Raw genomic sequence first — 13,027 nt, 5'->3', positions numbered from 1 at the left:
CTTCCTTATTTGGAGAATTTCTGGATGGCGGCGCGGATTTCGTCGATGGCCTTTTCGATCTCGTCGTCGGAAAGATCGGTCTTGTAGGCCGGGTCCCGACCGAATTCGCCGAGCTTGGTGGTCACCGCGTCCAGGGGCATGGTCTGGGTCATCACCGTGCTGGAGGCTTCCTCGCTGTAGCTCTGCTCCCAGCGCACCGCCACCACGGAAAGATTGTCGCCGTAGGGGCCGGAGCGGATTTCCGCCTGGTTGAGCAGCATGGGCACGGCCTGCATCAGGTTGGCCCCCTTCAGGGAGGCGGCCATGACATCGGCCGGCAGGGGCCCCCACAGGCCGTCGGTGCACAGCACCAGGACATCCCCCACTTCCAGGGGGGTCTTGCGGGAGAACTCGATTTCCGGCGGGTTTTCGCCCCCCAGGCAGCTATACACCTTGTTGCGGTCCGGGTGGGTGGCGGCCTGGGCCTCGCTGATGAGGCCCTCGTCCATCAGCAGGCGCACCCGGGAATGGTCCCGGGTCACCGCCAGCACCTTGCCGTCGCGCATGTGGTAGAGGCGGGAATCGCCGACGTGGGCCCAGTAGGCGATGTTGTCCTGGATCAGGCAGGCGACGCAGGTGGTGCGCGGCGAATCCTTCAGCCGGTGCTCCTGGGAATAGTCCAGGATGGCGTGGTGGGCGTTGGTCATGCCCTTCTGCAGGAAGAGGAAGGGGTCGGCGATCTCCGGCTGGGCATCCCGCTGGAAGGCCGAGGTCAGGGTCTGCACCGCGATCTGGGAGGCCACCTCGCCGTGGTAGTGCCCGCCCATGCCGTCGGCCACCACCATCAGCACCGCCTCCCGCGAGTAGCAGTAGGCGATCCGGTCCTCGTTGTTCTGCCGCTTGCCGATGCGGCTTTCCTGGTAGATGGTGAATTTCATTTAGCAGTCATTCCCTTGATCTTGCCCACCAGATGGCCCAGCCATCCTTCCTTTTCCGCCGTCTTGCCGGCCCCCTGGGCCGGCATGTCCACCGCCTCGGTGAGGGCCTTCTGCAGGGCGAAGACGCTCTGGGGGCGGTACAGGTGGTTGAGGCACAGGCACCAGTCGATGGTCTCCAGCAGCTGGTCCGAATACTGGCCCTCCCAGCGCACCGAGGCGGGCTGCAGCTGATCCTTCTCCATGCGCGCATCGGCCGCCTGGGGCGCCGCCCCGGCCAGACAGGAGTACATGGAGGCGCCCACCGAATAGATGTCGCTCCAGGGCCCCAGTTCGTCCCGCTTGAAGTAGTGCTCGGGGGAGGCGAAACCCGGGGTGTACATGGGCTTCAGCATGGGGGTGTCGGAATGCAGGGTCTGGCGGGCGGCGCCGAAGTCGATCAGCACCGGCGTATTGTCGGCCCGCAGGTAGATGTTGGACGGTTTCAGGTCCAGGTGCAGCAGCTTGTGGGTGTGCACCTCGCGCAGGCCGTTGAGCATGCGGGTGAATACGCCGCGGATGAATTTCTCGTGGATGTGGCCGTGGTGCTTCTGGATGAATTCCTGCAGGGTGCGGCCCCGCTCGTATTCCATGACCATATAAACCGTGTCGTTGGCGCGGAAAAAATTCAGCACCTGGATCACGTTGGGATGGTTCAGCTTGGCCAGGGCCCGGCCTTCCTCGAAAAAGCATTTCATGCCGTAGCGGAAGGCAGAAAGATGCTCCTGGGAAATGACCGGCTTGGTCTGCCCCTCGGAGCGCAGGGCCAGGCTGGCCGGCAGGTATTCCTTGATGGCCACCGCCTTGCCGCTGGCATCGTGGGCCAGGTAAACAATGGAAAAACCACCGACCGAAATCTGCTTTTCGATGCGGTAGTCTTCCAGTTGGAATCCGGCAGGGAGGGGGTGATTGGCTTGTGACGCCATGAAGTCCGAAGCTAAGATAGCGCCTCAGGCGCACTGCGCGCATTGTCAGGCTTTGCCAACGGACTGTAAAGAAGCCTCAAGAAGCCCCTCCCAGGCCCGCCGTCCGGGCCGGCACACCCCACACAGCAAGGAATTCCATGATCTACAGTATGACCGGCTATGCCGCCAAAACCCGGGAAGTGGCAGGCGGCTCCCTGCACCTGGAACTGCGCAGCGTCAATTCCCGCTTCCTCGACATCCATTTCCGCATCGTGGACGACCTGCGGGTGCTGGAGCCGGCCCTGCGCGAAGCCATCACCGTCAAGCTGGCCCGGGGCAAGGTGGAACTGCGCCTCAACCTGGTCGCCAGCCAGAGCCAGAACCGCCAACTGGCCATCAACACCGACCTGCTGACCCAGTTGCAGGCCCTGGAAGGCCAGGTACGCCAGACCCTGCCCAACGCCGCCGCCCTGTCGGTGGCCGAAGTGCTGCGCTGGCCCGGCATGCTGGGCGAGCCGGAGGTGGATACGGCCGCCCTGCACGCCGCCGTCCAGGCCACCCTGAAGGAGGCCCTGGAGGACTTCACCGCCAGCCGGGCCCGGGAAGGCGCCAAGCTGGCCGCCATGATCCAGGAGCGGGTGGACAAAATCCGCGCCACCGTGGCCGCCGTTGCCCCCCTCATTCCCCAGGCCCAGGCCGCCTACCAGGACAAGCTCAAGCAGCGTCTGGTGGAAGCCCTGGGCAGCGCCGACGACGAGCGGGTGCGCCAGGAAGTGGTGCTGTACGCCACCCGTATCGACGTGGACGAGGAACTGTCCCGCCTGCAGGCCCATCTCACCGAGGTGGAGCGCATCCTCAAGGCCGGCGGCAACGCCGGCAAGCGCCTCGACTTCCTCATGCAGGAACTGAACCGGGAGGCCAACACCCTGGGCTCCAAGTCGGTCCTCAGCGAAGTCTCCAAGGCCTCCATGGACCTGAAGCTGCTCATCGAGCAGATGCGCGAACAGATCCAGAACATCGAATAAGGAAAGGGACGCCAGCATGAGCGGCCATCTCTACATCGTCACCGCCCCCTCCGGCGCCGGCAAGACCACCCTGGTCCGCCTGCTGCTGCAGAACGACCCGGCCATCGGCCTCTCCGTCTCCCACACCACCCGGGCGCCCCGCACCGGGGAGGAGAACGGCCAGGCCTACCACTTCACCGACGTGGCCGATTTCCTGGCCCGGGTGGACCGGGGCGAGTTCCTCGAATGGGCCGAGGTGCACGGCAACTACTACGGCACCTCCCGCACCTGGATCGAACAGCAGCTGGCCGCCGGCCGCGACGTGCTGCTGGAGATCGACTGGCAGGGCGCCCAGCAGGTGCGCAAGGTGTTCGGCGACGCCATCGGCGTCTTCATCCTACCGCCCTCCATGGAAGAACTGGCCCGCCGCCTGGCCGGCCGCGGCACCGACAGCGAGGACGTCATCGCCCGCCGTCTGGCCGCTGCCCGCGACGAGATGCGGCATGTGGGGGAATTCGACTATGTTATTATTAACAACGACCTGCAGACGGCCCTCAGCGACCTGCTGGCCGTGGTGCGCGCAACGCGCTTGAAGCTTCCCGTGCAGCAGGAACGCCACGCTTCGCTGTTCGCCTCGCTGCTCTAAATTTTCCGCTTTTTGATTGGATGAACCATGGCCCGCATTACCGTTGAAGACTGCCTGAAACAAATCCCCAACCGCTTCCAGATGACCCTGGCCGCCACCTACCGGGCCCGCCAGATCGCCAATGGTTCCACCCCCATGCAGGAACCGAGCAAGGACAAGCCCACCGTCATCGCCCTGCGCGAACTGGCTGCCGGCCAGATCGGCCTGGAAATCCTCAACCGCGGTCAGGCCTGACCCCGGGCCCGGGCGGGTAAGGTGAACCGGTATGGATACTGCAACCGACCCCGCCCCGGCCAAACCGTCTGCATCTTCCGCCGCGCCCTTCGCGCCGGCACCTGACCCGGCGGCGCCGCCGACCCCCTACCCGTTCAACGACGACCCGGCCTACCGGGTCTTCCTGGACAGCCTCGACTACCTGAAACCGGAAGAGATCGCCAAGATCAAGGAGGCCTTTGCCTTCGGCGAAGCCGCCCACCGGGGCCAGAAGCGCCTTTCCGGCGAACCCTACATCACCCACCCCCTGGCCGTGGCCGGGGCCATTGCCGAATGGCGGCTGGATTCCACCGCCATCATCGCCGCCCTCCTGCACGACACCATGGAGGACACGGGCATCTCCAAGGAGGAGCTGACCGAGCGCTTCGGCAAGGGCGTGGCCGACCTGGTGGACGGCCTCTCCAAGCTCGACAAGATCGAGTTCTCCTCCTACCAGGAAGCCCAGGCAGAAAACTTCCGCAAGATGCTCCTGGCCATGGCCAAGGACCTGCGGGTCATCCTCATCAAGCTCACCGACCGTCTGCACAACATGCAGACCCTGGGCTGCATGCGTCCGGACAAGCGCCGCCGCATCGCCCTGGAGACCCTGGAGATCTACGCCCCCATCGCCAACCGGCTGGGGCTGAACACGGTCTACCGGGAGCTGCAGGACCTCTCCTTCAAGCACACCCACCCGATGCGCTACCAGGTGCTGCTGAAGGCCGTCATGGCGGCCCGGGGCAACCGGCGCGAGGTGCTGTCGAAGATTCTCGACGGGGTCCAGAGCAAGATGCGGGACTCGGGCATCGAGGCCCAGGTCTTCGGCCGGGAGAAGAGCCTCTATTCCATCTACCGCAAGATGGTGGAAAAGCGCCTCTCCTTCTCCCAGGTGCTGGACATCTACGGCTTCCGCGTGGTGGTCAAGGACGTGCCCAGCTGCTACCTGGGCCTGGGCGCCCTGCACGCCCTGTACAAGCCCCTGCCGGGCAAGTTCAAGGACTACATCGCCATCCCCAAGGCCAACGGCTACCAGTCCCTGCACACCACCCTGATCGGCCCCTACGGCATGCCGGTGGAAGTGCAGCTGCGCACCGAGGAAATGCACCACATGGCCCAGGAGGGCGTGGCCTCCCACTGGCTGTACAAGGACACGGAGAAGAGCGCCGCCGAGCTGCAGTACCAGACCCACCGCTGGCTGCAGTCCCTGCTGGAGCTGCAGAGCACCGCCGGCGACTCGGCCGAGTTCTTCGAGCACGTCAAGATCGACCTCTTCCCCGACGAGGTCTATGTCTTTTCCCCCAAGGGCAAAATTTTCTCCCTGCCCAAGGGCGCCACCCCGGTGGACTTCGCCTACGCGGTGCACACGGACGTGGGCAACCGCTGCGTCGCCGCCAAGATCAACTACGAGCTGATGCCACTGCGCAGCGAGCTCAACAGCGGCGACCAGGTGGAAATCGTCACCGCCGCCCATGCCAATCCCAATCCGGCCTGGCTCTCGTATGTGAAGACCGGCCGCGCCCGCAGCAAGATCCGCCACTTCCTGAAGACCCGCCAGCACGAGGAATCCGCCGCCCTGGGCGAGCGCCTGCTCAACCAGGAACTGTTCGGCCTCGGCATCACCCCCTCGGAACTGCCGGACGCCAGCTGGGAAGCGGTGCTCAAGGAAGGGGGCAGCAAGTCCGTCAAGGAGGTGTACACCGATATCGGCCTGGGCAAGCGCCTGGCCGCCGTGGTGGCGCGCCGCCTGCTGGCCCACGAGGCGGCCCTGCCCAACGCGGAACCGGCACCCCACACCTCGGTGGTGATCCGCGGCACCGAGGGCATGGCCATCCAGCTGGCCCATTGCTGCCGCCCGATCCCGGGCGACCCCATCATCGGCTCCATCAAGAAGGGCCAGGGCCTGGTGGTGCATACCCATGACTGCGCCGTCATCCGCAAGTCCCGCAGTGCCGAACCCCAGCGCTGGATCGACGTGGAGTGGGAACCGGAACCGGGCAAGCTGTTCGACGTGGACATCCACGTTGCCGCCCGCAACGCCCGCGGCGTGCTGGCCAAGGTGGCCACCGAGATCGCCGAGTCCGGCTCCAACATCGAGAAGGTCTCCATGGCCCCCGATCCGGGCTTCTACACCACCCTCAACTTCACCGTGCAGGTGGCCAACCGGGCCCACCTGGCCCGGGTCCTGCGGGCCGTGCGCCTGATTCCCGAAGTGGTGCGCATCACCCGGGAACGCCAGGAGGAATAGGCCGGGTGCGTGTTCTCGTCCTCGGCGCCGGCGTCGTCGGCGTCACCAGTGCCTGGTTCCTGGCCGAGGCCGGCCACGAAGTCACGGTGGTGGACCGCCAGCCCGGCGCCGCCCTGGAAACCAGCTTCGCCAACGGCGGCCAGATTTCCGTCTGCCACGCCGAGCCCTGGGCCAATCCCCGGGCCCCCTTCAAGGCCCTGGAATGGCTGGGCAAGGAAGACGCCCCCCTGCTCTTCCGCCTGCGCTACGACCCGGCCCTCTTCGCCTGGAGCCTGCGCTTCCTCGCCAACTGCCCGCCCGGGGCCACCCGCCGCAACATCCGCGACATCATCGCCCTCGCCCTCTACAGCCGGCAGCGGCTGCAGGCCCTGCGCCAGACCCTGCCCCTGGACTACGACCAGCGCTGCCAGGGCATCCTGCACATCTTCACCCAGGCCGCCGAGTTCGAGGCCGCCTGCCACGCCGCCGCCCTGATGCGGGAATTCGGGGTGGACCGGGAGCCGGTGGACGCTGCCCGCTGCGTCGCCATCGAGCCGGCCCTGGCCGCGGTGCAAGGGCGCCTGGCTGGTGGCGACTACACCCCCAGCGACGAATCCGGCGACGCCCACCGCTTCACCCAGCGCCTGGCCGAGGCCGCCGCCGCCCGGGGCGTGCAGTTCCGCTACAACTGCCCGGTGGAGAAGATTGCCAGCGCCGGCGGCCGGGTGGCCGGCGTCGTCGCCGGCGGCGACCTGCTCCTGGCCGACGCCTACGTGGTGGCCCTGGGCAGCTATTCCCCGGCCCTGCTCAAGCCCGCCGGGGTCAAGGCCTGCGTCTATCCGGGCAAGGGTTATTCCGCCACCATCGCCCTCTCCCCGGACAGCGTCGCCCCCAGCGTCAGCATCACCGACGACGAACGCAAGATCGTCATGTCCCGCCTCGGCAACCGCCTGCGGGTGGCCGGCACGGCGGAGTTCAACGGCCACAACCTGGAGCTCACCCCGGTGCGCTGCGAGGCCCTGCTGCGGCGCGCCCTGGAACTGTTCCCCCAGCTGCGCCCCGACGGCGACCCGCTCTACTGGTGCGGCCTGCGCCCGGTGACGCCCTCCAACGTGCCCCTCATCGGCCGCACCCGCCTGCCCAACCTGTGGCTCAACACCGGCCACGGCACCCTGGGCTGGACCCTGTCCTGCGGCTCCGCCGCGGCCCTGGCGGACCTCATTTCCGGCAAACGGCCGGAAGCGGACTTCCCGTTCCTCGGAACGACAAAACAATAAAACCATAAAAACCACCACCCAAAGGAGACAACCCATGAGCACCGTGCTTTCCCACCTGGAGGACGGGGTCCTGACCCTGACCCTGAACCGCCCCGAGGCCCTCAACGCCCTCAACCTGGCCATGATCGAGGACCTGCGCGCCGCCACCGCCCGAGCCGAGCACGACGAAGCCGTCGGCGCCGTGGTCCTGCGCGGCGGCGAGCACTTCATGGCCGGCGGCGACCTGAAGTGGTTCCACAGCCAGCTGGCCCTGCCCCCGGCGGAACGCCAGGCCCTCTTCGAACAGACCATCGCCGCCGTGCACGCCACCACCCTGCAGGTACGCCGCATGGGCAAGCCGGTGCTGGCCTCGGTCAGCGGCGCCGCCGCCGGCTTCGGCCTGTCCCTGATGCTGGCCTGCGACCTGGCGGTGGCCGCCGACAACGCCTATTTCACCCTGGCCTACTGCCACATCGGCCTCTCCCCCGACGGCGGCGCCACCTGGTTCCTGCCCCGGGCCGTGGGGGCCAAGCGGGCCGCCGAGATCGCCCTGCTGGGGGACCGTTTCGATGCCGCCCAGGCCAGGGAGTGGGGCCTCATCAACCGGGTGGTGCCCGCCGCCGAGCTGGAGGCCGAGAGCGCCAAGCTGGCCCGCCGCCTGGCCGCCGGCCCGCGCCAGGCCCTGGCCCGCACCAAGGCCCTGCTGCAGGCTTCCAGCGGCAATTCCCTGCCGGAGCAGCTGTTCGCCGAACAGGGCAACTTCGCCGCCTGCTCCGTCCATCCCGACTTCGCCGAAGGCCTGGGCGCCTTCCTGGAAAAGCGCAAACCGGCCTTCGGCCAGAAGTGAGGCAGGGCGGGACTCTCCGCCCGACCTGCCCGGACAGCCAGATTCCATGCTGATCGACACCCACTGCCACCTGGACGCGGCGGAATTCGCCGCTGACCGGGATGCCATCTTCAAGGATGGCGTCGCGGTTGGCGTCCAGGCCATGGTGGTGCCGGCCGTGGCCGCCGCCACCTTCGCCGAGGTGCGCGCCTGCTGCCTCGCCTACCCGGGCTGCGCACCCGCCTACGGCATCCATCCCCTGTACACGCCGGCGGCCCGGGAGGAAGACCTCTCCACCCTGCGCCGCTGGCTGGCCGAGGAGCGGGATGGCCCCCTGCCGCCGCTGGCAGTGGGCGAGATCGGCCTCGACCTGTACGTGCCCGAACTGCAGCAGGGCGAGGCCCTGGCGCGGCAGCAGCACTTCTTCGCCGAACAGCTGAAGCTTGCCGTGGAGTTCGACCTGCCGGTGATTCTCCACGTGCGCCGGGCCCTGGACCCCATTCTCAAGCAGCTGCGCCGCTACCGGCCCCGGGGCGGCATCGCCCATGCCTTCAACGGCAGCCGGCAGCAGGCCGACGAATTCATCAAGCTCGGCTTCAAGCTGGGCTTCGGCGGCGCCATGACCTTCAGCGGCTCCACCCGCATCCGGGAACTGGCCGCCACCCTGCCCCTGGAAGCCCTGGTCCTGGAAACGGACGCCCCCGACATTCCCCCGGCCTTTCTCACCGCGGAGAGCCCGGACCGGCGCAACAAGCCCGCCTACCTGCCCCGCTTCGCCGCCCTCCTGGCCGAGCTGCGGGGCATGCCCACAGCCGCGCTGATCGCCGCCACCGGCGCCAACGCCCGCGCCGCCCTGCCCGGCCTGGCCGCACTGGCGAGCGCCACCAGCGCCACCCCGACCACCACTCCACCGACTGCCTCGATATGATCGTCCGCGAACGCCCCAGCCTGCTCCGTCTCTTTTTCATCTGGCGCGGCTCGGTGGTGCCCCACGTGCTGCCCCAGATCGTCTTCACCACCAGCTTCGCCGTGCTCATCACCTGGGGCGCCCAGCACTTCGGCCACCTCTTCCCCGACTATTCCGCCGCCCCCTTCGCCCTGCTCGGCCTGGCCTTTTCCATCTTCCTCGGCTTTCGCAACAGCGCCTGCTACGACCGCTGGTGGGAAGCACGCAAGCAGTGGGGCGGCCTCATCGTCGAACTGCGCTCCCTGGCCCGGGAAAGCCTGGTGCTGGAGGCGGAACCCCGGCGCCTCCTGGTGCGCCGCAGCCTGGCCTTCGCCCACGCCCTGGCCGCCCGTCTGCGGGGCCGGGACGCAGCCCTGGAAGCCGCACCCTTCCTGCCTCCCGGCGAGGCCGAGCGCCTTGCCCAGAGCCGCAATCCGGCCGATGCTCTGCTGCGCCAGTGCGGCCACGACCTGGTCCAGGCCCGGCAACGGGACGGCCTCGGCGACATCGTCTACCAGGGCCTGACCCAGCGCCTGCACGCCCTCTCCGGCATCCAGGCCGCCTGTGAACGCATCCGCTTCACTCCCCTGCCCTTCGCCTACACCCTGCTGCTGCACCGCACCGCCCACCTCTTCTGCCTGCTGCTGCCCTTCGGCCTGGCCCGTTCCGTCGGCTGGGCCACGCCCCTGCTGACGGCGGTGCTGGCCTACACCTTCTTCGGCCTGGACGCGCTGGGGGACGAACTGGAAGAGCCCTTCGGCACCCTGGAAAACGACCTGCCCCTGGACGCCATGGTGCGCATGCTGGAAGGGGACCTGGGCGAAGCCCTGGGCGAGACCGACCTGCCGCCCCTGCTGCAGCCCCAGGGCTACGTGCTGCTCTAGGCGGCGCTCACGGCCGATGCTGGGGCCTACCTCCGCCTGGGGGTAAAATCCGCCCCATGACCATCGATCCCAGCGCCCTCTCCCCCCTCGGCAAGGCCAGCGAGTACCGCTGCCATTACGCCCCGGAACTGCTCTTTCCCATTCCCCGCCAGCTGAAGCGGGACGAGATCGGCATCGACCCGGCCCGCCTGCCCTTCGTCGGCGAGGACCTGTGGAACGCCTACGAGATTTCCTGGCTCAATCCCCGGGGCAAGCCGGTGGTGGCCCTGGGCACCTTCCGCATCCCGGCGCAGACGCCGCACCTGATCGAATCCAAGTCCTTCAAGCTGTACCTGAATTCCTTCAACCAGAGCCCCTTCGCCGATGCCGCAACGGTGGCCGCCACCCTGGCCCGGGATCTTTCCGCCGCCGCCGGCGGCCAGGTGACGGTGCAGCTGGAGCCTCTGGCAGGGCAGCCGCGGCCCCGGGTGGATTACCCCTCGGGCATCCTGCTTGACGAGCTGGACATCGAGTGCGACCGCTACCAGCCGGCGCCGGAACTGCTGCAGGCCGATGCCGGCCGCTGCGTCGAGGAAACCCTCTATTCCCACCTGCTCAAGTCCAACTGCCTGGTCACCGGCCAGCCCGACTGGGGCATGGTAGTGGTGCGCTACCGGGGCCCGGCCATCGACCGCGCCGCCCTGCTGCGCTACATCGTCTCCTTCCGCGGCCACAACGAGTTCCATGAGCAGTGCGTGGAGCGCATCTTCTGCGACATCAGCGCCCGCTGCGCGCCCCAGTCCCTGGCCGTGTATGCCCGCTACACCCGGCGCGGCGGCCTGGACATCAATCCCTTCCGCAGCAGCGGCGAGTTCCTGCCGCCCGACAACATCCGGGAAGTGCGGCAGTAGTTTTCAGTTGGGGGAAATGGGGGCTGCCGGCGCTGCGGCAGCGCCGGGCCGTCAGGACAGGCGCTGGCTGAGGAAGGCGCTGAAGTTGTCCGCCGGCAGGGGCTTGGCGAAGTAGTAGCCCTGGGCTTCGTCGCACCCCAACTCCTGCAGCAGGGCGAGGATTTCCGCCGTTTCCACCCCTTCGGCGATGGTCTTCAGGCCCAGGCTGCGGGCCAGCTGGATGATGGCCCGCACGATGGCGGCGTCGTCCGGATCGCTGCAGAGGTCGCGCACGAAGGACTGGTCCACCTTCAGCTTGTCCACGGCGAAGCGCTTCAGGTAGGAAAGGCTGGAATAGCCGGTGCCGAAGTCGTCGATGGACATCTGCACACCGATGGCGTTGAGGCGCTGCACCGTGCCCAGGATGTTCTCCGCATCCTGGATCAGGATCGATTCGGTCAGTTCCAGTTCCAGACAGCGGGAAGGCAGGGCAGAGGTGGCCAGGGCGCTGGCCACCGTGCCCACCAGGTCGCCGCGCATGAACTGCACGGCGGAAAGATTGACCGCCACCACCAGGGGCGGCAGGCCGGCCCGCTGCCAGGCAGCGGCCTGATGGCAGGCCATGCGGATCACCCATTCGCCGATGGGCACGATCAGGCCCGTGTCCTCGGCGATGCCGATGAAGCGGCCCGGGGCCAGCAGGCCCAGTTCCGGATGCTGCCAGCGGATCAGGGCCTCGGCGCCGATCACTTCCTGGGTGCGCAAATCGATCTGGGGCTGGTAGTGCAGCACGAACTCGTTGCGCGCCAGGGCCAGGCGCAGGTCGTTGCTCAGGCGCAGGCGCTCGCCCACATCCTTGTCCATTTCCCGGTCGAAAAAGCGATAGCCGTTGCGGCCGGCGCCCTTGGCCCGGTACATGGCCGTATCCGCCTTTTTCAGCAGGGTGTCGAAATCGCCGCCGTCGTCGGGGAAAAGGGAAACGCCGATGGAAACGGAGGTGGACAGGTCGTGGTCCTGGATCGCGAAGGGCTGCTGCATCTGCTCGACGATGCGGTTCACCAGGCTCTCCACTTCCCGGGGCCGCTCCACGTCTTCCAGCAAGATGAGGAATTCGTCGCCGCCCTGGCGGCTGACCGTGCTGCCGGCCGGCACCAGGGACTGCAGGCGCTGGCCGATGCCCTGCAGCAGCAGGTCGCCCAGGGTATGGCCGAGGGAGTCGTTCACCGTCTTGAAATTGTCCAGGTCGATATAGACCAGCCCCACCCGGGAGGACTGGACCCGGGCCCGCTCCGCCGCCCGCTCGAAGCGCTCCCGCACCAGGATGCGGTTGGGCAGCTCGGTCAGGGGATCGTGGTAGGCGAGGAACTGGATGCGCGCCTCCGCCGCCTGGCGCTCCGCCATCTCCAGGCTCAGGCGCAGGTAGGGGTCGCGCACGCTGGAGACGAACACCGCCTTGTAGATCCAGAAATAGGCGATGACCTTGTAGGTATGGCCGAGCAGCTGGAACACGTCATTGACGTTGGAGTACAGGGTGAAGCACAGCTCCGAGAGGATGGTGATGAGCACCGCGGTGAACAGGTTGGCGGCGTCGAAGGCGGGCTTGCCCTGGGTCTTCGGATAGAGGATCACCGCGGTGGCGCCGAGGATGGCGATGAGGCCGTATTCGGCGGCGATCTTGAGACCGGTGAGGCCCACCCCGGGCACGAACATGGTGGGCCAGAAATCCGGCAGGTAAAGCTCCGAGACGAACACCGCGGCGGTCACCAGCAGGGCCCACAGCATCAGCCGGTAGCGGTCCCGGGGGCGGGCCAGGGGCTGCCAGGGGCGCAGGGCGATGGTGAGCAGGGTCAGGGCCGCCACGTAGCGGGCCGCCAGCCAGAAGATGATGGCCTTCTGGGGCGAGGAGGGGGTGACGAAGTCGGGCATGCCCCGGTAGGAGAGGGTATGGCCGAAATCCAGCAGGGCCACGGCGAGGAAGCCGCAGGCCAGGATCATCAGGTTGCCCGCCCGCTCCCGGCTGTAGGCATGCCAGGAGACGGCGAAGACCAGCACGGAGACGACGAAGGAGAAGCTCTCCATCACCGTGTGCAGGGTCAGGGGGAAGATGGTGTCGCTCTGCTTGAGGCCGCCCAGGGGCGGCAGCAGCCAGACCACGACGAAAAGCAGGGAAAGGACGATCACCAGACCCCAGGGAATGGGGCTGTAGCGGGTCAGGGGAGCGGCCTCCGGGGGGGCGGCTGCGGGCGTCGAGAGAATGGGCAG

12 protein-coding genes are annotated in these 13,027 nt (G+C 67.7%); 9 read left to right on the top strand and 3 right to left on the bottom strand.

Annotated elements, in window-relative coordinates; genetic code table 11:
* Positions 1 to 5 precede the first annotated feature (5 nt).
* Together AC1RTA_RS10315 and AC1RTA_RS10310 are read right to left on the bottom strand one after the other, a co-directional pair.
* Positions 6 to 917 (bottom strand): PP2C family protein-serine/threonine phosphatase, encoded by a 912-nt coding sequence (locus tag AC1RTA_RS10315; protein WP_014235610.1) that lies wholly within the window; start codon positions 915 to 917, stop codon positions 6 to 8.
* A complete protein-coding gene (locus AC1RTA_RS10310; RefSeq protein WP_130459831.1) occupies positions 914 to 1,879 on the bottom strand; it encodes a serine/threonine protein kinase in 966 nt (321 codons plus the stop codon). The genes AC1RTA_RS10315 and AC1RTA_RS10310 overlap by 4 nt, the downstream gene beginning before the upstream one ends.
* Before the next feature lie 137 nt (positions 1,880 to 2,016).
* Between AC1RTA_RS10310 and AC1RTA_RS10305 the strand changes: the two genes are divergently transcribed.
* Genes AC1RTA_RS10305 through queF form a run of 9 tightly spaced genes read left to right on the top strand, consistent with a single transcriptional unit; the run spans position 2,017 to position 10,786 of the window.
* Positions 2,017 to 2,883 carry a YicC/YloC family endoribonuclease gene (locus AC1RTA_RS10305; RefSeq protein ID WP_492784672.1) on the top strand — a complete coding sequence of 289 codons (867 nt, stop codon included), beginning with the start codon at positions 2,017 to 2,019 and terminating at the stop codon, positions 2,881 to 2,883.
* Positions 2,884 to 2,899: 16 nt separating this feature from the next.
* Entirely contained in the window at positions 2,900 to 3,508 is a 609-nt protein-coding gene (gene gmk, locus AC1RTA_RS10300; protein ID WP_130459829.1) for a guanylate kinase, read from the top strand.
* Positions 3,509 to 3,535: 27 nt separating this feature from the next.
* A complete protein-coding gene (rpoZ, locus tag AC1RTA_RS10295) occupies positions 3,536 to 3,742 on the top strand; it encodes a DNA-directed RNA polymerase subunit omega (protein WP_014235614.1) in 207 nt (68 codons plus the stop codon).
* A gap of 31 nt (positions 3,743 to 3,773) precedes the next feature.
* Positions 3,774 to 6,005: a RelA/SpoT family protein gene (locus AC1RTA_RS10290; RefSeq protein WP_130459828.1), complete on the top strand. Its 2,232-nt coding sequence runs from the start codon at positions 3,774 to 3,776 to the stop codon at positions 6,003 to 6,005.
* A 5-nt stretch (positions 6,006 to 6,010) separates the two neighbouring features.
* On the top strand, positions 6,011 to 7,261 hold the full coding sequence (locus AC1RTA_RS10285) for a D-amino acid dehydrogenase (RefSeq protein WP_492784671.1): 1,251 nt from the start codon (positions 6,011 to 6,013) through the stop codon (positions 7,259 to 7,261).
* Positions 7,262 to 7,295: 34 nt separating this feature from the next.
* Positions 7,296 to 8,087, top strand: a complete 792-nt coding sequence (locus AC1RTA_RS10280; RefSeq protein ID WP_205229723.1) for an enoyl-CoA hydratase — start codon at positions 7,296 to 7,298, stop codon at positions 8,085 to 8,087.
* 46 nt (positions 8,088 to 8,133) lie between these two features.
* Positions 8,134 to 8,994 (top strand): TatD family hydrolase, encoded by an 861-nt coding sequence (locus AC1RTA_RS10275; RefSeq protein WP_492784670.1) that lies wholly within the window; start codon positions 8,134 to 8,136, stop codon positions 8,992 to 8,994.
* The gene (locus AC1RTA_RS10270) at positions 8,991 to 9,896 is read left to right on the top strand and encodes a bestrophin family protein (protein ID WP_416243640.1); all 906 of its coding nucleotides are present in this window, start codon (positions 8,991 to 8,993) and stop codon (positions 9,894 to 9,896) included. The genes AC1RTA_RS10275 and AC1RTA_RS10270 overlap by 4 nt, the downstream gene beginning before the upstream one ends.
* Positions 9,897 to 9,952: 56 nt before the next feature.
* On the top strand, positions 9,953 to 10,786 hold the full coding sequence (gene queF, locus AC1RTA_RS10265; RefSeq protein WP_492784669.1) for an NADPH-dependent 7-cyano-7-deazaguanine reductase QueF: 834 nt from the start codon (positions 9,953 to 9,955) through the stop codon (positions 10,784 to 10,786).
* Between the two features lie 51 nt (positions 10,787 to 10,837).
* Here the strand turns inward: queF and AC1RTA_RS10260 are convergent.
* On the bottom strand, positions 10,838 to 13,027 hold a 2,190-nt coding region (locus tag AC1RTA_RS10260; RefSeq protein ID WP_492784668.1), incomplete at its 5' end, for a putative bifunctional diguanylate cyclase/phosphodiesterase.

Source organism: Azospira sp. MPR-E4, from assembly GCF_058809645.1.
The sequence above is the reverse complement of the archived record's forward strand: the minus strand, read 5'-3'. Positions and strand labels throughout refer to the sequence as shown.